Below are 25,895 nucleotides of genomic sequence, written 5' to 3'. Positions count from 1 at the left end.
AATTCTCAGTGTGTGGCATGGCTGCGTCGTGAAGACGGCAGCAATTGTTTAATGGATTCGGATGACGCGCTGTCGGCACAGGCGGTGTGCTGGCCGAAGTGGGTGTTGTAGGTGGCGATGATTTCGCCTGCGATGGAAATTGCGATTTCGACAGGCAGTTTGCCTTTGACTTCGCTCAATCCCATCGGGCAGCGCATGCGCTGCAAATGTGATGCGCTGATACCCCGGTCACGCAGGCGGTGTTCGAACTTCACGCGTTTGGTTTTAGAGCCAATCAAGCCGAAGTAGGTAAAGTCGTTGCGTTTGAGCAGGGCGGCGCTGAGTTCCAGATCCAGGGCGTGATTATGCGTCATGACGATGCAGTAGCAACCCGCTGGGAGTGCTTGAATCTCGTCGACGGGCTCGTCGGTGACGATTTTTTCTACGCCTTGGGGGATGAGCGCCGGGAACTCCTGCTCCCGAGAGTCAATCCAGCGCACCCGGCAGGGCAGGCTGGCGAGCAGGGGCACCAGTGCCCGGGCCACATGACCTGCGCCAAATACGGCGATGTGTGCCTGTACCTGGCCCATGGGTTCGAACAGCAACACGGTCACTCCTCCGCAACACTGGCCCAGGCTGGCGCCCAGGCTGAAGCGTTGCAGATGGGTGTCTTGCTTGCCGCTGCCAAGCATCTGGCGGGCAATCTCCATCGCCTTGTATTCCAGATGACCGCCGCCAATGGTGTCGAATGTCTGGTGCGCGCAGATCACCATCTTTGAACCGGCATTGCGGGGTGTCGAGCCTTGCTCCTCAATGATGGTGACCAGCACGCAGGGCTCTCCCTGCTGCTGCAACTCGGCCAGGGCGCTGATCCAGTTATTCATGCTGATCTCCCGACAAAACCTTGCGCATCTGCTCACAGCCCCACAGGACCCGTTCCGGGGTAGCCGGGGCGTCAATGGCAGGTTGTACTCGATAGTCGGCCAAGCTCGCCACGGCGTCCTTGATCGCACACCAGGCCGCGATACCGAGCATGAACGGCGGCTCGCCGACTGCTTTGGAGTGGAATACGGTGTCTTCCGGGTTTTTTCGGTTTTCTACCAGCGTGACGCGCAGGTCCAGTGGCATATCCGCCACGGCAGGTATCTTGTAGCTGGCCGGGCCATTGGTCATCAATTTGCCTTTGGCGTTCCACACCAGTTCCTCCATGGTCAGCCACCCGGCGCCCTGAATATAGCCGCCTTCCACCTGGCCGATGTCGATGGCCGGGTTCAGCGAAGCGCCAACGTCGTGCAGGATGTCCGTGCGCAACATTTTGTATTCGCCGGTGAGGGTGTCAACGATCACTTCGGCGCAGGCGGCACCAAAGGCAAAGTAGTAAAACGGCCGTCCCCGTGCCTGAGTGCGGTCATAGAAAATCTTTGGCGTTTTGTAGAAGCCCGTACTCGACAGCGACACCTGGCCGAAATAGGCCTGCTGGATCAGGGTTTCAAAGCTGATGACCTGTTCGCCAACGCGCACCTGGCCATTGTGGAAAATCACCTCCTGTTGCTCGACCTGATACTTGCCGGCGGCAAACTCCACCAGCCTTAGCTTGATGGTCTCGGCTGCATTTTGTGCGGCCTTGCCATTGAGGTCCGCCCCGCTTGAAGCCGCTGTAGGCGAGGTATTCGGGACCTTGTCCGTGTTGGTGGCAGTGATCTGCACCCGGCTGATATCCACCTGAAACACTTCGGCCACCACTTGCGCGACCTTGGTGTTCAACCCCTGGCCCATCTCGGTGCCGCCGTGGTTGAGATGGATGCTGCCATCGGTGTAGATGTGAACCAGTGCTCCTGCCTGATTGAGAAAGCTGGCGGTAAAGGATATTCCGAACTTGACCGGAGTCAGTGCCAAACCTTTCTTAAGGATGGGGCTATTGGCGTTGAACGCCTTGATTAACTCCCGGCGTTCGGCGTAGTGGCTGCTGGCTTCCAGGTCGGCGGTCATTTCTTCCAGCAGGTTGTGCTCCACGGTCTGGTAGTAGTGAGTCACATTGCGCTCGGTTTTGCCGTAGTAGTTGGCCTTGCGCACGGCCAGGGGATCCAGGCCCAAATGGCGGGCAATGCGGTCCATGACTTCTTCGATCGCGACCATGCCTTGCGGGCCGCCAAACCCGCGGTAGGCGGTGTTTGACGCGGTATTGGTCTTGCAGCGATAGCCATTGATCGTGGCATCGCCCAGGTAGTAAGCGTTATCGGCGTGGAACATGGCGCGGTCGACGATGGAGTTGGACAGGTCCGGTGAGCAGCCGCAGTTGCCCGCCAGATCCAGCTTGATGCCCTGCAGCCGACCACGGGCGTCAAAGCCGACGTCGTACTCGATATAAAACGGGTGGCGCTTGCCGGTCATCAGCATGTCCTCGACCCGTGGCAGGCGCATTTTGGTCGGCTGCCCGGTCAGGCGCGCCACCACTGCACACATGCACGCAGGGCCTGCAGCCTGCGTCTCCTTGCCGCCAAAGCCGCCGCCCATGCGCCGCATGTCGACGACGATTTTGTTCATCGAAACATCCAGTACTTCAGCCACCAGCTTTTGCACTTCGGTGGGGTTTTGCGTTGAGCAGTACACGATCATCCCGCCGTCTTCGGTGGGCATTACCGATGAGATCTGTGTTTCGAGATAGAAGTGTTCCTGTCCGCCGATATGCAAACTGCCCTGCAGGCGATTGTCGGCCCCCGCCAGCGCGCCGCTTGAGTCGCCGCGTTCATGGGTGTGGGTGTCGAGCACAAAGTGCTTGTTGCGTAGCGCCTGGACCACATCAAGCACTGGCTCCAGGTCTTCGTATTCGATAATGGCGGCCATTGCCGCTTTGCGTGCGGTGTCCAGGTCATGGGCGGCCACCGCCAGGACTGCCTGGCCTACATATTCCACCTTGTCAATGGCCAGCAACGGGTCGCCAGGCAGCAGCGGGCCGATGTCCTTGAGGCCGGGAATGTCCTCGTGGGTAATGACCAGACGCACACCTTCAAAGGCGTAGCAGGGCGCAGTGTCGACGCGGATGATTTTGGCGTGAGCCCGGTCTGACAGGCGTGCGTAGAGATGCAGCTGGTTGGGGAATTCGAGCCGGTCATCGATGTACTGCGCCTCACCCGAGACGTGCTTTTCGGCGCTGTCATGCTTGACGCTGCGACCTGCACCCGTTTTCAGGTCCTGTTGGAACAGGGCCGTCAATTCGGCCTGGGTTGGCTCGATCTTGTGATGGTTAGACATAAGCTGTTACCCGCGTCTCAAGCTGTGGAGCCTGCAGTTCGATGAAGTACTTGCGCAGCAGGTTCTGGGCACTCAGCAGGCGGTATTCCTTGCTGGCGCGAAAGTCTGACAACGGGGTGAAATCTGTTGCCAATGCCGTGCAGGCGCGTTCAATGGTGATCGAGTTCCAGTCTGCGCCGAGCAGTGCAGCTTCGCAGGCGTTGGCGCGTTTGGAGATGGCGGCCATGCCTCCGAAAGCCACGCGAGCCCCGCTCACCACGCCGTTGTCGATACGCAGGTTGAATGCCGCGCATACGGCGCTGATGTCATCGTCCAGACGCTTAGAGATCTTGTAGGCACGAAATGAATGGCTGGCGTCAGCACGGGGAATAATGATTTTTTCGATAAATTCCCCTTCCTGGCGCGCGGTTACCCGGTAGTCGATGAAGTAGTCCTCGATCGCCAGGGTGCGTCGGCTTTGGCCCTTGCGCAGTACCAGCTGCGCGCCCAGAGCGATCAGCAGCGGCGGTGAGTCACCAATCGGCGAGGCATTGCCGATATTGCCTCCCAGGGTTCCCTGGTTGCGGATTTGCAGCGAGGCGAAGCGCTGCAGCAGTTCGCCGAAGTCCGGGTACTCGGCCTTGAGCGTGCCGTAAGCGTCTGTCAGCGAAACGGCCGCGCCTATTTCAAGGCGATCATCGAAGCGCTCGATGAGCTTCATTTCGGCCACGTTGCCGACGTAAATCATGACCGGCAGCGGACGATGGAACTGCGTGACTTCCAGGGCCAGATCGGTGCCTCCAGCCAGCAGGCGTGCCTGGGGTTGGGACTCATACAGCTCGGCCAGATCACTGATGGTCAAGGGCAGCAGGCAGCGTTTGTCACCGCTGTTCAGTTCCCCGGTCTGTGTAGGGGAAATGGACTTGAGAAGGGTGATGGTTTCGTCTTGATACGCATCAAACTGGTCATGCTGTTGTGCGCCGCAGGCTTGTTCGGCGGCGGCCAGGATCGGCCGGTAACCGGTGCAGCGGCACAGGTTGCCCGCCAGTGCTTCGTGGGCCTGATGGCTATCAGGCTGGCCCGTGTTGTTTTTTTGCAGGGCGAACAGGGACATCACAAAACCCGGCGTGCAGAAACCGCACTGTGAACCGTGGCAGTCGACCATTGCCCGCTGCACGCTGTGCAGTTGGCCTTTGTGCTTCAAGTCTTCGATGCTGATCAGTTGCTTGCCGTGCAACGCCGACACAAAGGTCAGGCACGAATTGAGACTGCGATAGCGCACACGCTCAAGGCCCTGGTCATTCGTGTGCAGTTCGCCTACCACCACTGTACAGGCGCCACAGTCGCCGCTCGCGCAACCTTCCTTGGTGCCGGATTTGTGCAGGTGTTCACGCAAATAATTGAGCACGGTTAAATTCGGGTCCAGCGTGTGCTCGGTGCGCAGCGTCTGGTTAAGTAGGAACTGGATCACGGAAGGCCTCGCATAATCATTATTGTTGTAACGCGGGATGTACTGAATTTAGCTAAAGCTGACCTGCGGGTCAAGAAATAGAGATCGGTCATCCCTGTGATTTGAATCCACGGGATTTATTTGCTTATTTCGTGCCATATTCGGCCCCTGATGCTCTGCGCGAGCACGCACCAAGTGCGTTACACTGCGCCGCCTGCACTGATCAAAGATTTTGAAGGTAAAACATGACGTTCAAGGCGCCGGACAGCCTCGCCGAGCAAATCGCTCACCACCTCGCCGAACGCATCATTCGCGGCGAGCTAAAGCCTGGGGAACGCATTCAAGAACAGAAAGTGACGCTGGCGCTCAATGTCAGCCGCGGCTCTGTGCGCGAAGCGTTGTTGATCCTTGAGCGCCGACATCTCATCGCCATCCTTCCGAGACGTGGCGCCCATGTGACCGAGCTCACCGCACACAATGTGCAGAGCCTGTGCACCCTGATGAGCGAGATGTACATCCTGCTCGGCAATGCCGTTGCCCAGCGCTGGGCCGTGCAGGCCGATCTGGGGCCGTTTCTGCAAATCCAGCAACGCCTGATTGCCAGCTACGAGCGCCAGGACATCAGCAGCTTCGTTGAAGACAGCTTCAATGTGATGCGTGCGGCGTACCCGTTTGCCGACAATCCCTACTTGCAGGAAACCGTCGAGAACCTGCACCCGGCCATGAGCCGCGCCTATTACCTGGCGCTGGATCAACGCAAGGCTGAGATGAGTGAGTATCTGGCGTTGTTTGCGCAGTTGCTCGAAGCCGTACTGGCTCGCGACCTTGTGCAAATTCGCGTGGTGCTGAGCAACTATGCCCAGCGCAGTTGTGCCCTGGTGCTGTCTGCCTTGACGGATGCCTGAGCGTGCGCCTGACGTGTATCAAGCTGGCGGGCTTCAAGTCTTTCGTTGATCCGACAACGGTGACCTTTCCCAGCAACATGGCTGCGGTTGTAGGTCCCAACGGCTGCGGAAAGTCGAACATCATCGATGCCGTACGCTGGGTCATGGGCGAAAGTTCGGCCAAGAACCTGCGTGGCGAGTCGATGACGGATGTCATCTTCAACGGTTCCACCACTCGCAAACCGGTGAGTCAGGCCAGCATCGAGCTGGTTTTTGACAACTCCGACGGCACGCTGCTGGGTGAGTATGCGGCCTACGCCGAAATTTCCATTCGGCGCAAAGTCACCCGTGACAGCCAGACGACCTATTACCTCAACGGCACCAAGTGCCGTCGTCGTGACATCACCGACATCTTCCTCGGAACGGGCCTGGGGCCGCGCAGCTACTCGATTATCGAGCAGGGCATGATCTCCAAGCTGATCGAGTCCAAGCCTGAAGATCTGCGCAACTTCATCGAGGAAGCGGCCGGCATCTCCAAGTACAAGGAGCGTCGCCGCGAGACCGAAAACCGTATTCGCCGCACCCACGAAAACCTCGCCCGTCTGACCGACCTGCGAGACGAGTTGGGTCGTCAGCTTGAGCGCCTGCATCGTCAGGCCCAGGCGGCTGAAAAGTATCAGGAGTACAAAGCCGAGGAGCGTCAGCTCAAGGCACAGCTGTCGGCCTTGCGTTGGCAGGCGCTGAACGAGCAGGTGGGGCAGCGCGAAGCGATCATCGGCAATCAGGAAGTCAGCTTTGAAGCCCTGGTGGCCGAGCAACGCAATGCGGATGCCAGCATCGAACGCCTGCGTGACGGGCACCACGATCTGTCAGAGCGCTTCAATCTGGTGCAAGGGCGCTTCTATTCGGTAGGGGGGGACATCGCCCGTGTCGAGCAGAGCATTCAGCATGGGCAGCAGCGTTTGCGCCAATTGCAGGATGACCTGCGCGAAGCCGAGCGCTCGCGCCTGGAAACCGAATCCCATTTGGGTCACGACCGCACGATGCTTGCGACCCTGGGTGAAGAGCTGCACATGCTGGAGCCCGAGCAAGAGCTGACCAGCGCTGCCGCCGAAGAGGCCGCTGCTGCGCTGGAGGTGTCCGAGCACACCATGCACGGTTGGCAGGAGCAGTGGGACAGCTTCAATCAGCGCTCAGCCGAGCCCCAGCGCCAGTCCGAAGTCTTGCAGGCTCGCATCCAGCAGCTGGAAACCAGCATGGAGCGTGTGGCCGAGCGTCAGCGCCGGTTGGCTGAAGAGCGGGCCTTGCTGGCGGCAGACCCTGAAGATGCGGCGATCCTTGAGTTAAGTGAGCAACTGGCCATCAGCGAGTTGTCCCAGGAAACATTACACGCCAGCGAAGAACAACTGGTCGAGCGTCTGGAGCAAGTGCGCCACGACTTGCACCAGGCGACACAGAATCAACAGCAGGCTCAGGGCGAGCTGCAGCGACTCAACGGTCGCCTGGCTTCCCTTGAAGCCCTGCAACAGGCAGCGCTTGATCCGGGCACTGGCGCAGGTGAATGGCTGCGTCAGCAACAACTGGCTGAACAGCCGCGCCTGGCCGAGGGCTTGCGGGTTGAAGCAGGGTGGGAGCTGGCGGTCGAAACCGTGCTGGGTGCCGATTTGCAGGCCGTGTTGGTCGACGACTTCGCACGGCTGGATCTGGCCGGTTTTGCCCAGGGTGATTTGCGCTTGTTCAGTGGCAGGGCCCAGGCCTCTCATTTGGCGGGCAGTTTGCTGGAAAAGGTCGAGGCCGACTTTGATCTGGCGCCCTGGTTGGGGCAGGTAAAACCGGTCGAGACCCTTGAGCAGGCCCTGGCATTGCGTGCGCAATTGGTTGACGGCCAAAGCCTGATCAGCCGTGACGGCTACTGGGTTGGACGCAACTTTTTGCGGGTGCGCCGTGCCAGTGAGGCCGAAAGTGGTGTCTTGGCGCGTGGGCAGGAAATCCAGCGTCTGGGGCTTGAGCGCGAAGAGCGCGAAGCGACGCTTGTGACTCTGGAAGAACAGCTCCAGCGTCTGAGAGAGCAGCAACTCACCCAGGAAGACGCGCGCGAGCAGGTTCGTCGTCGCATGCAGGACGAGGCGCGTCAGCAGGGCGAGATCAAGGCCAGGCTGTCCGCCAGCAAAGCCAAGGTCGAACAATTGACCCTGCGCCGTCGTCGTCTGGATGAAGAGCTGGCCGAGCTGGGTGAGCAGCGCGCACTTGAACATGAGCAGGTGGGCGAGGCGCGCCTGCTCTTGCAGGATGCACTGGATGCGATGGCCACCGACACTGAGCAGCGCGAGCTGCTGCTGGCCCAGCGCGACAGCCTGCGCGAGCGTCTTGATCGGGTGCGGCAGGATGCCCGGCAGCACAAGGATCACGCGCATCAGTTGGCGGTTCGTCTGGGCTCGCTGAAAGCGCAGCACGATTCGACTCGCCAGGCCCTTGAGCGACTGGAGCTGCAGGCCGAGCGCCTGGCTGAAAAGCGCGAGCAGCTCAGCCTCAATCTGGAGGAGGGCGAAGCGCCGCTTGAAGAGTTGCGTCTGAAACTCGAAGAGTTGCTCGACAAGCGCTTGAGCGTGGATGAAGAACTCAAGATTGCCCAGACCGCACTTGAAGATGCAGATCGCGAATTGCGGGATGCTGAAAAGCGCCGAAATCAGGCTGAGCAACAATCGCAGCTGATTCGTGGCCAGCTGGAGCAGCAGCGCATGGAGTGGCAAGCCCTGAGCGTGCGGCGTACGGCGTTGCAGGATCAGTTACTGGCAGACGGCTATGATTTGCATGGGGTGCTTGCCACCCTGAACAGCGAGGTCAATGAGCAGCAGGCCGAAGAAGAGTTGGAGCGCATTGCGGGGCGAATCCAGCGCTTGGGCGCGATCAACCTGGCGGCCATCGATGAGTACCAGCAGCAATCGGAGCGCAAGCGCTATCTGGATGCCCAGGATGCCGATCTGGTCGAGGCGCTCGATACGCTGGAAAACGTAATCCGCAAAATCGACAAAGAGACCCGGAGCCGCTTTAAAGACACCTTTGATCAGATAAATGGTGGATTGCAGGCGCTTTTCCCAAAAGTTTTCGGTGGTGGCAGCGCTTATTTGGAACTGACGGGCGAAGATTTACTCGATACAGGGGTGACCATCATGGCGCGCCCGCCGGGCAAGAAGAACAGCACCATTCATTTGCTGTCCGGTGGCGAGAAGGCCCTGACGGCATTGGCATTGGTGTTTGCCATTTTCAAGCTCAATCCGGCGCCGTTTTGCATGCTCGACGAGGTCGATGCACCGCTTGATGACGCCAACGTAGGCCGCTATGCACGGTTGGTGAAAGAGATGTCGCAGACAGTGCAATTCATCTACATCACCCACAACAAAATCGCCATGGAGATGGCGGATCAGCTGATGGGTGTGACGATGCATGAGCCTGGTTGCTCACGTCTTGTAGCGGTAGATGTCGAGGAGGCGATGGCAATGGTCGACGCTTGAGCTATAAGCATGTAGGACGATTTTTTTCTTCTTGTAAGAGAAATATCAACTATTTGACCGATATGACTTACAAGTCGGGGGCTATATGGGCCTAGCTCAGTACGACAGACGGTGTAAAGTTATCTTTGGTCGTGTTAATTTAACGTCTAATTATTTTGTACGTGGGTAAAACGCCAGTCAGAACATAGAGTTGGCGCCACGTTTTAAAGGGCTTTAGGCTCTTCTTCATAGAATCATTTTTTAGGGGCACGGGATTACATGGAAATCGGTCTGCGCGAGTGGCTGATAGTCATCGGCATAGTGGTTATCGCCGGTATTCTTTTTGATGGCTGGCGCCGTATGCGTGGCGGCAAGGGAAAGCTCAAATTTCGTCTTGACCGCAGCTTTTCAAACGCCCCTGACGACGAAAGCAGCCCCGAGCTCCTGGGTCCTTCACGGGTTCTGGATACCCCCAATCATAAAGAGCCGCTGCTTGACGAGCACGACCTGCCATCCGTAAGCATGCCGGCGCGAGATAAAGGCACCAAGCGTGGCAAGCGTGGCGGTGAGCCGAGTCAGGGTGACCTGAACCTCAATCTTGACCTGGATGACGGCCCGAGCATCAGCGCCCGCGATGATGACTTTGCGCAAGAAGCCAAGCCCCGTGGTCGTTCGGCTCCAGGCGTGTCGGCTGTTGAAGTCAAAGAGCAGCAACCGCAGCAGGCGGCTGAAGAAGTCCTGGTGATCAGCGTGATCAGCCGTGACCCTGCCGGGTTCAAGGGTCCTGCACTGTTGCAGAACATTCTTGAAAGCGGTTTGCGGTTTGGCGAAATGGATATCTTCCACCGTCACGAAAGCATGGCCGGCAATGGCGAAGTCCTGTTCTCCATGGCCAACGCGGTAAAGCCGGGCGTATTCGATCTGGATGATATTGATCTGTTCAGCACGCCTGCGGTGAGTTTCTTCCTTGGCTTGCCGGGTCCGCGTCATCCCAAGCAGGCTTTCGACGTGATGGTTGCGGCAGCACGCAAGCTGTCCCAGGAGCTCAATGGCGAGCTCAAAGACGATCAGCGCAGTGTGTTGACGGCTCAAACCATTGAGCACTACCGCCAACGCATCGTTGAATTCGAGCGTCGCGCCCTGACTCAAAAACGCTGAACATGCAGGGGCGGGCTTGCCTGCTCCCGCGCACATGCAGAATGAATACTACAAGGAGCAGCTTCGGCTGCTCTTTTGCTTTGTGAGAGAACACCCCATGACCGCCGCCAATACCCGCATTCTAGAGCTGCGCGCTGAACTGGATCAGCATAACTACCGTTACCATGTACTGGACGAACCGAGCATTCCGGACGCCGAGTACGATCGCCTGTTTCGTGAGTTGAAAGCCCTGGAGGCCGAACATCCAGAGCTGGTTACCGCCGACTCGCCGACCCAACGCGTGGGGAGTGCGGCGCTGTCCGCCTTTACTCAGGTGCGTCACGAAGTGCCCATGCTGAGTTTGGGTAACGCTTTCGATGAAACCGATATGCGCGAGTTTGATCGTCGTGTCAGCGAAGGTCTGGATTTGCCCGCCGGGGATCTGTTTGGCGGTGGCGCCGAAGTTGAATACAGCTGCGAGCCAAAGCTCGACGGGCTGGCGGTGAGCTTGCTGTACCAGGATGGCAATCTGGTGCGCGGCGCTACCCGAGGTGATGGCACCACGGGTGAAGATATCAGTGTCAATGTGCGCACCGTGCGCAATATTCCTTTAAAGCTGCATGGCAGCGGCTGGCCCGCAGTGTTGGAAGTGCGCGGCGAAGTGTTTATGTCCAAGGCCGGCTTTGAGCGTCTCAATGAGACTCAGCTCGCCGCTGGCGGCAAGACCTTCGCCAATCCGCGCAATGCGGCGGCGGGTAGCTTGCGTCAGCTGGATTCCAAGATCACCGCCAGCCGGCCGCTGGAATTTTGCTGCTACGGCCTGGGGCAGGTATCCGAGGAGTTCTCTGACACCCATATCGGCAATCTCAAGCAGTTGCAGCAATGGGGCATGCCCATCAGTCACGAGTTGAAACTGGCCCGCGGGATTGCCGAGTGCCTGGATTACTACCGTGATATTGGCGAGCGTCGAGCTGCGCTGCCTTACGAGATCGACGGGGTGGTGTTCAAGGTCAACAACCTGGCGTCACAACGTGAGTTGGGCTTCAGGGCGCGCGAGCCGCGTTGGGCCATCGCCCACAAGTTCCCGGCAATGGAAGAGCTGACCGAGTTGCTGGATGTGGAGTTTCAGGTCGGGCGCACCGGTGCGGTAACGCCCGTGGCACGCCTCAAGCCGGTCAAGGTGGCCGGTGTGACCGTATCCAATGCAACCCTGCACAACATGGATGAAGTGGCCCGTCTGGGGCTGATGATTGGCGACACGGTGATTATTCGTCGTGCAGGGGATGTGATTCCCCAAGTGGTGCAAGTTGTGCTGGAGCGTCGTCCTGAAGATGCCCGTGCGGTGCATATTCCTGAAAGCTGCCCGGTGTGTGGCTCCCATGTCGAGCGCACGCAGCTGATCAAGCGCAGCAAAGGCCGTGAAACCATCACCGAAGGCGCGGTTTATCGTTGTGTGGGACGTCTGGCCTGCGGTGCTCAGCTCAAGCAGGCGATCATTCATTTTGTCTCGCGACGTGCGATGGACATAGAAGGCCTGGGCGAAAAAAGCGTCGAGCAGTTGGTGGACGAGGGGCTGGTGAGTTCGCCTGCCGATCTTTACACCCTGGCTTTCGAGCAGATAGTCGATCTTGAAGGCTTTGCCGAGTTGTCGAGCAAGAACCTGCTGCAGGCCATCGCCGACAGCAAGCGTCCGACATTGGCTCGCTTTATCTACGCGCTGGGTATTCCTGATGTGGGTGAAGAAACTGCCAAGGTGCTGGCGCGCTCCCTGGCCTCTCTGGAGCGGGTACAGCGTGCCCTGCCGCAAGTGCTCACCTATTTGCCTGATGTCGGGCTGGAAGTGGCGCACGAAATCCACAGCTTCTTCAGCGATGCGCATAACCAGCAGGTGATTGCTCAATTGCTGGAGCGTGGTCTGGAATTGCAGGATCAGGGCGACCTGGGTGCCGAGTTCGCGGCCAGTGCGACGCTGGGTGGTCTGATCGACAAGCTGCACATTCCTTCGGTTGGGCCGGGCGGGGCGCAAAAGCTGGCCGAGAAGTTTGGCTCGCTCGAAGGCGTGATCAATGCGGACTGGCTCGATATGCGTCAGGCATTACCTGAAAAGCAAGCCAAGGCCGTGCGTGAGTTTTTCGATCACCCTGAAAATGCCCGTCTGGCCCTCGAAGTCGAAGCGCAGCTGCGGGATTTCGGCATGCACTGGCAAAGCGAGAAAAAGGCCGTGGAAGGCTTGCCGCTGGCGGGTCAGACCTGGGTGCTGACCGGCTCGCTGGAATTGATGAGCCGGGACATTGCCAAGGACAAGCTGGAAAGCCTTGGGGCCAAGGTCTCGGGTTCGGTTTCCGGCAAGACCCATTGCGTGGTTGCGGGTCCGGGAGCGGGCTCCAAGCTGGTCAAGGCCAATGAACTTGGGCTCAAGGTGCTGGATGAAGAAGCCTTTGTGGCGTTTCTGGCCGGGAAGGGGATTTCGATCCAGTAGTTGGGTATGGGGTGTTGTGGGAGCGAGCAAGCCCGCTCCCGCAAAACGATCGGCCCCGGGGGAGAGGCTGTGTTTCAACCCGAATCCAAGTACTTGAACCCATTCATTTTTTTATTATTGCAGCAGCGGTTGTAAGTTTTTCTCAGACAGGTACAATGGCGCCGTTCGCTGCTAGGCGGATGTTGTTATGGTGACCCTATCGGTCCCCCCGCAACGATTACCCGTGAACCTGGTCAGATCCGGAAGGAAGCAGCCACAGCGGGAACATTGTGTGCCGGGGTGTGGCTGGTGGGGTTGCCTCCATTTTAAAAATCCTCAGTTCTGCAGGGTTTTAGTCAAAATCCAAATCGTGTGATCCTGTCTTCAGGCCTTCTGCTGAATTGTCGGCGCGTTGCCGTGTGTGGGTAAAACCTGTTGCGCAGAGACTGCGAGCAGTTAAAAGTGCTCATCGGATGCAATTTTGCCCTTGCTCCGCTAGCATTAGCCCCTTCCGCTTTTCAGACGCGACGGTTATCAATGAGTTATCAGGTTCTTGCACGTAAATGGCGTCCGCGCTCGTTCCGCGAAATGGTCGGCCAGACCCATGTGCTCAAGGCTCTGATCAATGCCCTGGACAGTCAGCGCCTGCACCATGCCTACCTGTTTACCGGTACCCGTGGCGTCGGCAAGACCACCATCGCGCGGATCATCGCCAAATGCCTGAACTGTGAAACAGGTATTACGTCGACTCCCTGCGGCGAGTGCTCGGTGTGTCGCGAAATCGATGAAGGGCGTTTTGTCGACCTGATCGAAATCGACGCCGCCAGCCGTACCAAGGTGGAGGACACCCGTGAACTGCTCGACAACGTGCAGTACGCACCAAGCCGTGGGCGCTTCAAGGTCTACCTGATCGACGAAGTGCACATGCTTTCCAGCCATTCGTTCAATGCGCTGCTCAAGACCCTTGAAGAACCGCCGCCCTACGTAAAATTCATTCTGGCGACCACTGATCCGCAAAAATTGCCGGCCACGATCCTGTCGCGCTGCCTGCAGTTTTCCCTGAAAAACATGACGCCCGAGCGTGTGGTCGAGCATTTGACCCACGTGCTCAGTGCTGAAAACGTGCCATTTGAAGACGACGCGCTGTGGCTGTTGGGTCGTGCAGCCGATGGTTCGATGCGCGATGCCATGAGCCTGACCGATCAGGCCATTGCATTTGGTGAAGGCAAGGTCCTGGCTGGCGATGTGCGCGCCATGCTCGGTACCCTCGACCACGGCCAGGTTTTTGACTTGCTGCACGCCTTGATCGAAGGCGATGCCCGGGCGCTGCTTGAGGCTGTGCGTCATCTGGCCGAGCAGGGTCCGGACTGGAATGGCGTGCTGTCCGAAATTCTTAACGTATTTCACCGGGTTGCCATTGCCCAGGCGTTACCCGATGGCGTCGACAATGGTCACGGCGACCGCGATCGCGTGCTGGCCCTGGCCAAGGCGCTGCCGGCCGAAGACGTCCAGTTTTATTACCAGATGGGCCTGATTGGCCGGCGTGATTTGCCGCTGGCGCCAGACCCGCGTGGTGGCTTTGAAATGGTCATGCTGCGAATGCTGGCCTTCCGCCCGGCAGATACCGGCAATGCGCCGAGTCAGCCGCTAAAGCCAGTGGGGATCAGCCAGGCCACAGTTGATTCCGCCCAAACCCTAGCGGCTGCAACACCTGTTGCGCCAGTAGTCATTGCGCCTGCTGTTGCGCCCACGCCGGTTGTCGAGGTTGCAGAGCCCGTGATCGCTCCTGCGACTGTGGAGCCTCCCAAGGCGCCTGCCGTGCCAGAAAAGGACTTGCCCTGGAACGAGCCGTCAGTACCGGTGATCGAGGTCGAGGCTGCGCCTGAGTCGGTGCTGGACACCGTCGGTGAGCCGCCCGAGTTGCCGCCGATGCCCCTGCCTACGCCAGACAGCGTTGTGCCGGATGCGCCGCAGTGGAGCGAGGAGTCCATCCCCGAGCCGACTCCGGAACAGGTTGATGCGGCACTGTCGGGTATGGATCGCGACGATGAGCCGCCGCTGGACGAAGACTATATCGAGCCGGACATGGATTCGGCGGCCTACAGCTACCTTGACGAACTGGCCAGCGAGCATGCGGCCGAGCCATCTCCGGAGCCCGAGCCGTTACCTGCGGCCATGCCTGCCACCGGGCTGGCCCTTGAATGGCTGAACATGTTCCCCAAATTACCGGTATCGGGCATGACCGCCAGCATTGGCGCCAATTGCACCTTGATCGCCGTTGACGGGGATGACTGGTTGTTGCATCTGGATCCGGCTCACAGTGCGCTGTTTAACTTGACCCAGCAGCGCCGACTCAACGAGGCGTTGAACCAGTACACTCAACGCACGCTCAAAGTGACTATCGAACTGGTCAAGCCGGAACAGGAAACCCCGGCCCAGGCTGCTTCGCGTTTTCGTGCAGAGCGTCAGCGACTGGCAGAGGAGTCGATCTATGCGGATCCGCTGATCCAGCAAATGATCGAACAGTTCGGTGCGGCAGTGAGGGAAGATACGATTCAACCTGTCGATGTTGCGCAGGCCCAGGCTTAGTAACGCCAGGGTAAAAACTCACAGCCCGCAGTCGTTTTGATTGCGGGAGCATTGTCCAAATAACGTTTGAGGTGATTCCCATGATGAAAGGTGGCATGGCCGGCCTGATGAAGCAGGCGCAGCAGATGCAGGAAAAAATGGCCAAGATGCAGGAAGAACTGGCCAATGCAGAAGTCACCGGCAAGGCCGGCGGCGATATGGTGACTGTGGTCATGACCGGTCGTCACGACATCAAGCGTGTCAGCATTGATCCGGCCCTGCTTGAAGGCGTCAGCGAAGACGACCGTGAAGTGCTGGAGGATCTGTTCGCCGCTGCGGTCAACGACGCCGTGCGCAAGATCGAAGCCAACAGCCAGGACAAAATGTCTGGCGTGACCGCTGGCATGCAACTGCCGCCGGGCATGAAGCTGCCGTTCTAAAGCGCTCCTGAATGCCAGGCCCTGAGCCTGGCATTTTTTTGCCTTTTTTACGGGCATTTGACGTCATCCCGCACCGCGGGTATAAACCGCGTCTCGTTGTTTTGTCGGACCTTTCCCTATGAGCTTCAGCCCCCTGATTCGCCAACTGATCGATGCCTTGCGTACCTTGCCGGGTGTAGGTCAAAAGACCGCGCAGCGCATGGCTCTGCAATTGCTTGAGCGTGATCGCAGCGGCGGCTCGCGTCTGGCGCTGGCCTTGACCCAGGCGATGGAAGGCGTGGGGCATTGCCGTCTGTGCAGAACCCTCACCGAAGACGATCTGTGCCCCCAGTGTGCCGACGTGCGCCGTGATGACACCTTGCTGTGTGTGGTCGAGGGCCCGATGGACGTGTATGCCGTGGAGCAGACCGGCTATCGCGGACGTTACTTCGTGCTCAAGGGCCACTTGTCACCGCTGGATGGCCTGGGGCCAGAGGCCATTGGCATTCCGCAATTAATGACCCGCATTGCTGAGCAGGGCACCTTTGCAGAAGTGATCCTGGCGACCAATCCCACGGTCGAAGGGGAAGCTACTGCACATTACATTGCTCAACTGCTCAGCAATAAAGGCCTGATCGCTTCGCGTATCGCTCATGGTGTGCCGTTGGGAGGCGAGCTTGAGCTGGTCGATGGCGGCACCCTGGCTCATTCGTTCTCGGGGCGTCGACCGATTACGCTCTGACTGGGATTGCCGGGGGGTGACGCCTGTGGGAGCCAGCCTGCTCCCACGGGTGAAGTGTCGGTATTACTCGGTCAACGAAAATTCGGTCAGGCAGAATGTCGGTATACCCAGATCCTGCAGGCGCTGCGAGCCACCCAGCTCAGGCAGGTCAATGATCGCTGCCGCTTCGAATACCTGGGCGCCCATGCGGCGAACCAGGTTGGCCGCGGCGATCAGGGTGCCGCCAGTGGCGATCAAGTCATCGACGATCAGCAACGAGTCGCCTTCGCACAAGCTGTCGGCGTGAACCTCCAGAAACGCTTCGCCATATTCCGTCTGATAGCCTTCGGCCAATACGTCAGCGGGCAATTTGCCTTGTTTGCGAAACAGGATCAGCGGTTTGTTGAGCTGGTGAGCCAGTACCGAGCCAATCAGAAAGCCGCGGGCATCCATGGCGCCGATGTGGCTGAAGTCAGCCTCGACGTAGCGCTCGATAAAGCGGTCGGCGATTTCGCGCATGGCGCGGGGCGATTGGTAGAGCGGGGTGATGTCGCGAAAGATGACGCCCGGCTTGGGGAAATCAATTACCGGGCGGATCAGGGATTTGAGGCAAAAGTCGTCGAAGACCATATCAGGTGTCCTGGCGTGCGTTAAGCGCGCCAGTATAACCTTTCAAGCCGTTTTAGACTTCCAGTGAACCACCCGCCAGGGCGCACAACTTGATCGGATCAAGGATATGCACTTCTTTACCTTCGGCCGTGATCAGCTGATTTTCCTGCAGGCGTGTGAATACGCGGGACACGGTCTCTACAGCCAGGCCCAGGTAGTTGCCGATTTCGTTGCGCGACATGCTCAGGCGGTATTGATTGGCCGAGAAACCACGGGCGCGGAAGCGGGCTGACAGGTTGACCAGAAAGGTGGCGATACGTTCGTCGGCCGTCTTTTTCGACAGCAACAGCATCATTTGCTGATCGTCGCGAATTTCGCGGCTCATCACACGCATCAGCTGGCGGCGAAGCTGGGGCAGTTGCACGGAAAGTTCGTCCAGGCGCTCGAACGGGATTTCGCACACGGGAGTGGTTTCCAGCGCTTGAGCCGATACAGGGTAGGTTTCCGTGTCCATCCCGGAAAGGCCGACCAGTTCGCTTGGCAGGTGGAAGCCGGTAATTTGCTCCTCACCGTTGTCGCTCAGGCTGAATGTTTTCAATGCGCCAGAACGGACGGCGTAGACCGAGCCAAACGTGTCGCCTTGGCGAAACAAAAACTCGCCTTTTTTCAGTGGACGCCCGCGCTTGACGATTTCTTCCAGCGCGTCCATGTCTTCCAGGTCCAACGAAAGTGGCAGGCAGAGAGGTGCCAGGCTGCAGTCCTTGCAGTGGGCCTGGTTATGAGCGCGCACTTTTACTGGCTCGGGCATTTCTTAAATCCTTGTAGGAAAACACACATAAGATGCAAGGGTACCCCAGTGCGGGAGGCTAGGCCAGCCGCACCACACCGGTGCATTCATCTCATGCTGTAGAGGTCGTGTTCGCGACCTTAAATCACCCGCGAATATCGCTGGCGGGTTTGCTGTTCCAGGTAGGCATCGAACACCATGCACACTGAGCGCACCAGTAACCGTCCGGCAGGCAATACGGTCAATTGCCGCTCGTCCAGAGCAATCAGCCCGTCAGCCGCCATGGTTTTGAGCGTCGGCCATTGAGGTGCGAAATATCCACGGAAGTCGATATTGAACGCCTGCTCGATGTCTGCGAATGGCAGGTGCAAATTGCAGATGATCTGCTGGATGACTGCCCGGCGGATGCGATCGTCCTGATTGCACAGCAGGCCACGGTGGGTGGCGAGCTGGTCGCTGGCCAGGGTGTGCTGATAGCTCGCCAGGTCGCTGTCGTTCTGGCAATAAAGATCACCAATCTGGCTGATGGCCGAGACGCCAAGCCCGATCAGGTCGCAATGACCGTGGGTGGTGTAGCCCTGAAAGTTGCGCTGCAGAGTTGACTCTTCCTGGGCAATTGCCAGTTCATCGTCCGGCAGCGCGAAGTGATCCATGCCGATGTAGCGATATCCGGCGCCCGTCAGTTGCTCGATGGTGCGCTCCAGCATCTGCAGTTTCGCGGCAGGCGAGGGCAGGTCGTTAGTATTGATCCGGCGCTGAGGCATGAAACGTTCAGGCAAGTGGGCATAGTTGAACACTGACAGGCGATCCGGCTGCAAGCTGATCACTTCGTCAACGGTTCGCGCAAAGGCCTCGGGGGTTTGCTTGGGCAAACCGTAGATCAGGTCGATATTGATCGAGCGAAACTGCAGGGTGCGTGCTGCATCGATCACTGCCCGTGTTTCTTCCAGGCTTTGCAGGCGATTGACGGCACGCTGTACGTCTGGATCGAGGTCTTGCAGGCCGATACTGACCCGGTTGAAGCCCAGTTCACGCAACAGGCCCATGGTCGACCAGTCGGCTTCCCGCGGGTCGATTTCAATGCCGTAATCACCTGAGTCGTCGTCCAGCAGATTGAAGTGCTGACGCAGCGTGGCCATCAAATGGCGTAATTCGTCGTGACTGAGGAAAGTAGGCGTGCCGCCACCAAAGTGCAGTTGCTCGACCTTTTGTTTTGGGTCGAGGTGACAGGCAATCATCTGGATTTCTTGCTCAAGCCTTTGCAGGTAGGGCTGTGCCCGGCCACGGTCTTTGGTGATGACCTTGTTGCAGGCGCAGTAATAGCAAATGTTGGCGCAGAACGGCACGTGTACATACAGCGACAGCGGGCGCAGTGCCTTGCGGCTTTCGCGCAGGGCGTGCAGCAGGTCGAACGGGCTGACCTGATTGTTGAACTGCATCGCTGTCGGATACGAGGTGTAGCGCGGACCCGCCAGATCGTAGCGGCGGATCAAATCTGGGTCCCAACGAATGGCGTCGAGCATGCGGGCATTCCCCTGGGATGGCTGGCAATGCACAGGAGTCTAGGCGGTGAGTCGATGTTGCATCTTGATTTGCATCAAGGGCTGTGATTTGGCTTATTCCCTGTAGTCGCTGCCGCAGGCTGCGATAAGGACAGCAGGGCCTTCAAAAACCAGGCCTGCTACGCAGTCCATCGCAGCCTGCGGCAGCGACTACAAGGTGCTTGATTTAATGCCCCATCAACCAATGCTGATGCGGGCCGGGCAGGGTCCAGATGCCGAACAGGATGACCAGCAGCCCTCCGGTCATGCGCACGCTGCGTTTACGCAGCAATGCAGTCACCCGCTCGGCAGCCAGGCCGGTGGCCAGCAGTACGGGCCAGGTGCCCAGGCCAAACGCAAGCATCAGCAATGCACTGTCGATCGCGCTGCCCTGGCTGGCTGACCAGATCAATGTGCTGTACACCAATCCGCAGGGTAGCCAGCCCCAGAGCGCACCCAGCAGCAATGCCCGCGGCAGGCTCGAGACGGGTAACAAGCGGGTGGCCACGGGCTGGATATGCCGCCACAGGCCGCGCCCCAGGCTCTCAATCCGGGTCAGTCCGCTCCACCAGCCAGCCAGGTACAGGCCCATGCAAATCAGCAGTAGCCCGGCCAGGATGCGCATGAACATGGCTGCGGGGCTGTTGGCCACTGCCCAGCCTGCCATCCCCAGCAGCAGTCCAGCCGTGGCATAGCTGAGAATTCGCCCAAGGTTGTAGGCCAGCAACAACCTGAAGCGTCGGCTGCGCTGCTCTTTGGGGATGGCAAGGGTCAGCGCACCCATCAGGCCGCCACACATGCCCAGGCAATGCCCGCCGCCGAGCAGGCCCAAAATGACGGCCGAGACCAGCAGTGGCGCCAACTCAAGCATGGGGGGGCGTTTTTTTGTCGGTGTCGGTGATCGACTCCGGATGCTGGTTCCTGGCTTCTTCGACCGCTGCGGTGTGTTGCGGGTCCTGGTCGTCGAACAGGATGCTGTGGGCCGGGCTGTCCAGATCGTCGTACTGGCCGCTGTCCACGGCCCAGAAAAAGATGTAGATGGCGATGGCGACAATCAGCAAGGCCGCAGGAATCATGACGTATAGCGCTGGCATATAGGCTCCAGGCAACCGGTCAGGCCGGAAGCGGGCGGGTGTGTGGCGTGGCACAGGCAGGTGCGACGCCAGGCGTGCGCGTCAGGCGCAAGGCATTGAGCACCACGGTCAACGAGCTGACCGACATGCCGATGGCGGCCCAGATCGGCGTGATCCAGCCCAGTGCGGCAAATGGCAGCATAAGCCCATTGTACAGGCCAGCCCACAACAGGTTCTCGATGATCACGCGGCGAGTGCGTCCTGCCAGGCTGAAGGCTTGTACCAGGGCGCCCAGGCGATTGGAGAGCAGTACTGCATCGGCACTGGTCTTGGCCAGGTCCGTGGCCGACCCCATTGCCACGCTGATATCGGCAGCGGCGAGTACCGGGACATCGTTGACCCCGTCACCCAGCATCAGCACCTTGCGCCCCTTCGCATGCAGCTGTTGCAATATTTGCAGCTTGTCGTCCGGGCGCAATCCGCCCCGGGCTTCGTCGATACCCAGTTCGGCGGCTACGCTGGCGACCATCGGCGAGCTGTCTCCCGAGAGCAGCAGCGTCCGCCAGCCTCGTGCCTTGCACGCGGCCAGCAACGCGGGGGCATCCTCGCGCAGGCGGTCATCCAGAACAAACCAGGCCAGAGCGCCCTCGGCATTACCCAGCAATAGCCATTGCCCGGGTTCATCCGGCATGGTCGGGACCTGGCACTGGCTCAGCTCGCAGACAAAACCCGGCTGACCGATGCGTAAATGCTGTTCCCCAACCCGTCCTTCAAGGCCCAGGCCCGGAGTGCTGTGGACTTCCTCTGCGGCTTGCGGGGCACGGCCAAAAGCGCGGGCAATGGGGTGTTCGGAGCGGTTTTCGAGGGCTGCCGCGAGGGCCAGGCACTGATCGCTGTCCAGGTCGCTCAAGGGGCGAATGGCCCGCAGCGCCAGGCGACCTTCCGTCAGTGTGCCGGTCTTGTCGAAAATCACGGTGTCGATCTGGTTGAGTCCCTCGATCACATGGCCGCGGGTCAGCAGTAGACCCAGTTTGTGCAGCGTGCCGGTTGCGGCAGTGAGTGCAGTGGGGGTTGCGAGGGACAGAGCGCAAGGGCAGGTAGCCACCAACATCGCCAGGACAATCCAGAAGGCCCGCGATGGATCCAGTTGCCACCACAGCAAGCCGATACCGGCCGCTGCGATCAACGAGAACAGCAAGAACCATTGCGCGGCCCTGTCGGCAATTTCGGCCAGGCGCGGTTTTTCGCTTTGAGCGCGATCCAGCAACCGCACGATGGCGGACAGGCGGGTGTCCTGGCCGAGGGCCATGACTTCAATGGTCAGGGCGCCTTCGACATTCAGGGTGCCCGCCGTCACGGCGTCGCCGATACAGCGGGGTTGAGGCAGATACTCGCCGGTCAGCAGGGATTCATCGATGCTTGATTGGCCATCAAGAATTTTGCCGTCTGCCGGAAGGATCGCGCCGGGGTGGACCAGTACCTTGTCGCCGACTTTAAGCTCGGTCAGCAGGATGCGCTCGCTTTGGCCGTCGTCAGTCAGGCGCAGGCAGGAGGCGGGTAGCAGGTTGACCAGTTGTGCGGTGGCGGCAGCAGTGCGCTCGCGTGCACGGCGCTCGAGGTAGCGCCCGGCCAGCAAGAACAGGGCAAACATGCCGACCGCGTCGAAATACAGCTCGCCGACGCCGGTGATGGCGGTCCAGATTCCGGCGATGTAGGCCCCGCCGATGGCCAGGGATACCGACACATCCATGGTCAGATGGCGGGTGCGCAGGTCGCGCATGGCACCTTTGAAGAAGGGGGCACAGCTGTAGAACACAATGGGGGTGGTCAGAAACAGCGCAACCCAGCGCAGGATGGTGTGCATCTCGGGGCTGAGGTCGATATTGAATTCGGGCCAGGTGGCCATCGTTGCCATCATTGCCTGAAACCACAGCAGCCCGGCGACACCCAGTTGGCGCAGGGCCAGGCGGTTTTCGCGGGCCAGTTGTTCAGTGGCGCGATCGGCCTGGTAAGGGTGTGCGGCATAACCGATATGACGCAGTTCGCTCAGGATGGCGCTCAGCTCCAGTTGGTCCGTGTCCCAGCTTACATGCAGTCGATGGTTGGACAGATTGAGCCGGGCTTCGCTCACGGCAGGCAGGCTTCGCAGGTGTTTCTCAATCAGCCAGCCACAGGCAGCGCAGCTGATGCCTTCGATCAGCAGGGTGGTTTGGGCCTGCTCACCCTCGTGCCGCACAAAGGGTTCTTGCACGTCGGGGCGGTCATACAGTGCCAGTTCTTCTACCAGTTGCACGGGCAGGGCGTCAGGGTTGGCTGACGCTTCGCTGCGGTGCTGGTAGTAGCTTTCGAGGCCGCCCGCCACGATGGCCTCAGCCACCGCCTGGCAGCCCGGGCAGCAGAACTCGCGAACTTCGCCCAGGACAACGGCGGTAAACCGGCTGCCCGGCGGAACGGGCAGGGCGCAGTGATAGCAGGGTACGGGAGAGGTCATGGCGGTCTATCGCGATATGGTGTCGCCGGGAAATACGTCGTCGCGATCAAGTCCACTGCCATAGCGGTGGCGGCGGGCTTGATCGCGAAGAGGTTACTTCTTGTTGTGGTCTTCAGCGCCTTGCAGCGGCTCGTCGCCCAGCAGCAGGTCCTTGTCGTGGCCGACCAGTTCTTCTTCAAACAGGCGCCACGTATGGCCGTCTTCAACGCCCATCAACTCGACGAAGCGGCGACCTTCGATCTTGTCATCCAGTTGGCCGATGTAGCGCCCTGGCTCCGAAGCGCTCTGGCTCAGGCTGATTTTGCGGTCTTTTTCGGGCTGGGTCGGGGAGATCAGGTTCAGTTCCAGAACCTGGGGCTTGCTGTTGCCTTCCAGCAGCAGCACCACTTCGCCGGTCATCTCGTCCAGACGCAGCCTGGCTTTGAGTTGCAGGGTCTGGCCCAGCAATTCACGGTCAAGGGAGCGGTTGATGCCTTTGCCGGCCTCGTAGTAATTGTCGTTAACCAGGTGGTCCGGGTTGTTCACGGCAATGGTGACCATCGACAGGGTCAGGGTCACCGAACAGGCGAGGATGGCAATGATGATCCAGGGCCAAATATGCTTGTACCAGGGGCTGGAGGCTTTTGCTGCGGGCATGTCGAATTCTCTTATCTGATTTGTGGGCCGATGAATCGGCTCTTGGCTTTAACGTTGATGTCGTTGTTGTCGGCATCCTTGAGGATGAAGAACACCTCGTTGGTACTGGATGGCAGCTTCTCGGGGGCAATCGACAGTTCGACCGGCAGGCTGACGATATCGCCGGCCGCGACCTTGATTTCGCGTTTGCCTTGCAGCTTGAGGTCGGGCAGGCCGGTGGCGTCCAGCACGTAGGTATGGTCTTGCTGATCCTTGTTCATGATCTTGAGGCTGTAGACGTTTTCGATGCGGCCTTCAGCGTTTTCGCGGTAGAGCACGCGGTCTTTGCTGACGTCGAAACCGACCAGTGTGCGGGTAAAGAAGGCGGCTGCCAGCAACCCCATCATGGTCAGCAATACCAGGGCGTAACCAATCAGACGCGGGCGCAGCTTCTGGGTTTTCTGGCCTGAAAGGTTGTGTTCGGTGGTGTAGCTGATCAGGCCGCGGGGGTAGTTCATTTTGTCCATGATGCTGTCGCAGGCGTCGATACACGCGGCGCAGCCGATGCACTCGATCTGCAGGCCGTCCCGTATATCAATCCCGGTGGGGCATACCTGCACGCACATGGTGCAGTCAATGCAATCGCCCAGGCCTTGAGCCTTGTAGTCCGCATCTTTTTTGCGTGGCCCGCGGAGTTCGCCGCGACGGGGGTCGTATGAAACGATCAGGGTGTCTTTATCAAACATCACGCTCTGGAAGCGAGCGTACGGGCACATGTAAATGCACACCTGCTCACGCAGCCAGCCCGCGTTTCCGTAGGTTGCGAGGGTGAAGAAGCCGACCCAGAAGTACGCCCAGCCATCGGCCTGGCCGGTAAAGAAGTCGATGACCAGTTCACGAATCGGCGAGAAGTAACCGACAAAGGTCATGCCGGTGACAAAGCCGATCAACAGCCACAGGCTGTGCTTGCTCAGCTTGCGCAGGAACTTGTTGGCGCTCATCGGCGCCTTGTCGAGCTTGATGCGTTGGTTACGGTCGCCTTCGGTGACCTTTTCGCACCACATGAATACCCAGGTCCAGACGCTTTGCGGGCAGGTGTAGCCGCACCACACACGCCCGGCGTAAACGGTAATAAAAAACAGGCCAAAGGCGGCGACGATCAGCAGTCCGGACAGGAGGATGAAATCCTGTGGCCAGAAAGTGGCACCAAAAATAAAGAATTTACGCTCGGGAAGGTTCCACCAGACAGCCTGGTGGCCGCCCCAGTTGAGCCACACCGTGCCGAAATACAGCAGAAACAGGAGGGCGCCGCCACCAATGCGCAGGTTGCGGAAAAGGCCGGTGAAGGCACGGGTGTAGATTTTTTCCCGGGCTGCGTACAGATCGGTGCTTTCAGTGGTTTTTTTGCCAGGCGGAGTGACGTCGTGTACAGGAATCTGATTGCTCATTAGTGCGTCCCACGGCAGTGGAAAATGCCTCGGTCAGTACATGCCGACCGCGGTCAGAAGGTGTTGCAGTAACGTAATGATACGCCTGTGACTCTAGCTCAAGGGTGCGACCTTTGGTCGCGTTCCGGAAAAGAAGAAGTTGGTATAGGAGTTGTAACAAGTCATGACATGGATCAATTGACTTAAGGCAGTGGGTGAGTTGCGCGCAGCCTTGAATCAGATTTCCCAAGGGTTGAGCAGGGAGGCACCGCTGAAGGCGAAATCCTTCGTGTTGCGGGTGACGACGGTCATGTCGTGAACCAATGCCGTGGCAGCGATCAGGGCATCACTCTCATTGCTGCGGTCAGGGACGTGGAGGCGGGCACATCGTCGGGCAACGCTGCCATCCACTGACAGAACGCGTCCGGCAAAGGCAGGGATGACATGGTTGTCCAGCCAGTTGCGCAACGGTACGGCTTGCGCAGGGTCGCGCCGCTCCAGGCGAAGGATGCCGGTTTCGATTTCAAGCAGGCTAATCGCCGAGATGTACAGCCTGTAGGCCGGGACAGTGCTGGCCCAGGCCACCACGCCGGGATTGGCCTGGGGTTTGCGCAGTTCAGAGATGACGTTGGTATCGAGCAGGAACATTAGAAGTCCACTGGGCGCGGCGTGATGATTGCGCGTTCGGGTTCGAATTCAACCGCTGGCTCCGGCATGACGAGCAGGTCGACGATGCTGGCGTTCAGTCCGGTCAGTCGTTGGTACTCTTCCATGCATAGCAGTACATGGGCGGGACGACCACGATCGGTGATGTAAACCGGCCCATTCTGGGCTGCTTTTTTGGCACCACTTGTGTCCTGGTTGAAATCGCGGCTTGAAATGGTCGTGATGGACATGGGCTGCTGCTCCCCTGAAAATACAATGTAGAAACGTTACTACCTTTTGGGCGGGCGCTGCAACAGCTTGCCGGATCCTGAAACAAAATGGCCCCGCCAACTCTCGTCGGCGGGGCCA

20 protein-coding genes and 1 other RNA gene are annotated in these 25,895 nt (G+C 59.3%); 8 read left to right on the top strand and 13 right to left on the bottom strand.

From position 1 onward, the window contains the following. Nucleotides 1–5: 5 nt before the first annotated feature. From xdhC to xdhA, 3 genes are read right to left on the bottom strand one after another with little or no spacing between them, the layout of a single operon-like run. The gene (gene xdhC / locus KO536_RS06910; RefSeq protein ID WP_219261527.1) at nt 6–863 is read right to left on the bottom strand and encodes a xanthine dehydrogenase accessory protein XdhC; all 858 of its coding nucleotides are present in this window, start codon (nt 861–863) and stop codon (nt 6–8) included. Further along, nucleotides 856–3,231: a xanthine dehydrogenase molybdopterin binding subunit gene (gene xdhB / locus KO536_RS06905; RefSeq protein WP_219261526.1), complete on the bottom strand. Its 2,376-nt coding sequence runs from the start codon at nt 3,229–3,231 to the stop codon at nt 856–858. The genes xdhC and xdhB overlap by 8 nt, the downstream gene beginning before the upstream one ends. After that, the gene (gene xdhA / locus KO536_RS06900; RefSeq protein WP_219261525.1) at nt 3,224–4,681 is read right to left on the bottom strand and encodes a xanthine dehydrogenase small subunit; all 1,458 of its coding nucleotides are present in this window, start codon (nt 4,679–4,681) and stop codon (nt 3,224–3,226) included. The genes xdhB and xdhA overlap by 8 nt, the downstream gene beginning before the upstream one ends. Before the next feature lie 224 nt (nt 4,682–4,905). Between xdhA and KO536_RS06895 the strand changes: the two genes are divergently transcribed. The 8 genes from KO536_RS06895 to recR all read left to right on the top strand — a co-directional run bounded on the left by KO536_RS06895 (nt 4,906) and on the right by recR (nt 16,359). Continuing rightward, nucleotides 4,906–5,565 carry a GntR family transcriptional regulator gene (locus KO536_RS06895; RefSeq protein WP_133077131.1) on the top strand — a complete coding sequence of 220 codons (660 nt, stop codon included), beginning with the start codon at nt 4,906–4,908 and terminating at the stop codon, nt 5,563–5,565. Between the two features lie 2 nt (nt 5,566–5,567). Continuing rightward, nucleotides 5,568–9,056 carry a chromosome segregation protein SMC gene (gene smc / locus KO536_RS06890; protein WP_219261524.1) on the top strand — a complete coding sequence of 1,163 codons (3,489 nt, stop codon included), beginning with the start codon at nt 5,568–5,570 and terminating at the stop codon, nt 9,054–9,056. Between the two features lie 258 nt (nt 9,057–9,314). After that, nucleotides 9,315–10,193, top strand: coding sequence for a cell division protein ZipA (zipA, locus tag KO536_RS06885; protein ID WP_219261523.1), 879 nt, complete (start codon nt 9,315–9,317; stop codon nt 10,191–10,193). Between the two features lie 97 nt (nt 10,194–10,290). Beyond that, on the top strand, nt 10,291–12,651 hold the full coding sequence (ligA, locus tag KO536_RS06880) for an NAD-dependent DNA ligase LigA (protein WP_133077134.1): 2,361 nt from the start codon (nt 10,291–10,293) through the stop codon (nt 12,649–12,651). Between the two features lie 197 nt (nt 12,652–12,848). Further along, nucleotides 12,849–12,945: signal recognition particle sRNA small type (ffs, locus tag KO536_RS06875), an RNA gene on the top strand. Between the two features lie 222 nt (nt 12,946–13,167). Beyond that, entirely contained in the window at nt 13,168–15,219 is a 2,052-nt protein-coding gene (gene dnaX, locus KO536_RS06870) for a DNA polymerase III subunit gamma/tau (protein ID WP_219261522.1), read from the top strand. Between the two features lie 80 nt (nt 15,220–15,299). Further along, nucleotides 15,300–15,638, top strand: coding sequence for a YbaB/EbfC family nucleoid-associated protein (locus KO536_RS06865; protein ID WP_019826710.1), 339 nt, complete (start codon nt 15,300–15,302; stop codon nt 15,636–15,638). Nucleotides 15,639–15,756: 118 nt separating this feature from the next. Beyond that, complete coding sequence (gene recR / locus KO536_RS06860) at nt 15,757–16,359, top strand: recombination mediator RecR (RefSeq protein WP_133077147.1); 603 nt, start codon at nt 15,757–15,759, stop codon at nt 16,357–16,359. Between the two features lie 63 nt (nt 16,360–16,422). Here recR and KO536_RS06855 read toward each other — a convergent pair whose 3' ends face one another. From KO536_RS06855 to KO536_RS06810, 10 genes are all read right to left on the bottom strand, one after another. Then, the gene (locus KO536_RS06855) at nt 16,423–16,968 is read right to left on the bottom strand and encodes an adenine phosphoribosyltransferase (protein ID WP_133077148.1); all 546 of its coding nucleotides are present in this window, start codon (nt 16,966–16,968) and stop codon (nt 16,423–16,425) included. A gap of 52 nt (nt 16,969–17,020) precedes the next feature. After that, nucleotides 17,021–17,755: a fumarate/nitrate reduction transcriptional regulator Fnr gene (fnr, locus tag KO536_RS06850; protein WP_133077149.1), complete on the bottom strand. Its 735-nt coding sequence runs from the start codon at nt 17,753–17,755 to the stop codon at nt 17,021–17,023. Between the two features lie 119 nt (nt 17,756–17,874). Next, the gene (gene hemN / locus KO536_RS06845) at nt 17,875–19,257 is read right to left on the bottom strand and encodes an oxygen-independent coproporphyrinogen III oxidase (protein WP_133077150.1); all 1,383 of its coding nucleotides are present in this window, start codon (nt 19,255–19,257) and stop codon (nt 17,875–17,877) included. Between the two features lie 205 nt (nt 19,258–19,462). Continuing rightward, complete coding sequence (locus tag KO536_RS06840) at nt 19,463–20,146, bottom strand: sulfite exporter TauE/SafE family protein (protein ID WP_133077151.1); 684 nt, start codon at nt 20,144–20,146, stop codon at nt 19,463–19,465. Further along, nucleotides 20,139–20,369 carry a cbb3-type cytochrome oxidase assembly protein CcoS gene (gene ccoS / locus KO536_RS06835; protein ID WP_133077152.1) on the bottom strand — a complete coding sequence of 77 codons (231 nt, stop codon included), beginning with the start codon at nt 20,367–20,369 and terminating at the stop codon, nt 20,139–20,141. The genes KO536_RS06840 and ccoS overlap by 8 nt, the downstream gene beginning before the upstream one ends. Nucleotides 20,370–20,388: 19 nt before the next feature. Beyond that, nucleotides 20,389–22,839, bottom strand: a complete 2,451-nt coding sequence (locus KO536_RS06830; protein ID WP_219261521.1) for a heavy metal translocating P-type ATPase — start codon at nt 22,837–22,839, stop codon at nt 20,389–20,391. A gap of 93 nt (nt 22,840–22,932) precedes the next feature. Next, nucleotides 22,933–23,475 (bottom strand): FixH family protein, encoded by a 543-nt coding sequence (locus tag KO536_RS06825; protein WP_133077154.1) that lies wholly within the window; start codon nt 23,473–23,475, stop codon nt 22,933–22,935. An 11-nt stretch (nt 23,476–23,486) separates the two neighbouring features. Then, complete coding sequence (gene ccoG, locus KO536_RS06820; protein ID WP_133077155.1) at nt 23,487–24,902, bottom strand: cytochrome c oxidase accessory protein CcoG; 1,416 nt, start codon at nt 24,900–24,902, stop codon at nt 23,487–23,489. A gap of 216 nt (nt 24,903–25,118) precedes the next feature. Next, complete coding sequence (locus KO536_RS06815; protein WP_219261520.1) at nt 25,119–25,529, bottom strand: type II toxin-antitoxin system VapC family toxin; 411 nt, start codon at nt 25,527–25,529, stop codon at nt 25,119–25,121. Beyond that, on the bottom strand, nt 25,529–25,777 hold the full coding sequence (locus KO536_RS06810; RefSeq protein ID WP_219261519.1) for a type II toxin-antitoxin system Phd/YefM family antitoxin: 249 nt from the start codon (nt 25,775–25,777) through the stop codon (nt 25,529–25,531). Before KO536_RS06810 ends, KO536_RS06815 begins: the two co-directional genes overlap by 1 nt. Nucleotides 25,778–25,895: the final 118 nt, after the last annotated feature.

Origin of the sequence: Pseudomonas sp. NKUCC02_KPG (genome assembly GCF_019345465.1) — a bacterium.
In the GTDB taxonomy this organism is placed as follows: domain Bacteria; phylum Pseudomonadota; class Gammaproteobacteria; order Pseudomonadales; family Pseudomonadaceae; genus Aquipseudomonas.
Note: the sequence above shows the minus strand (reverse complement) of the source record. Positions and strands in the feature narration are given on the sequence as shown.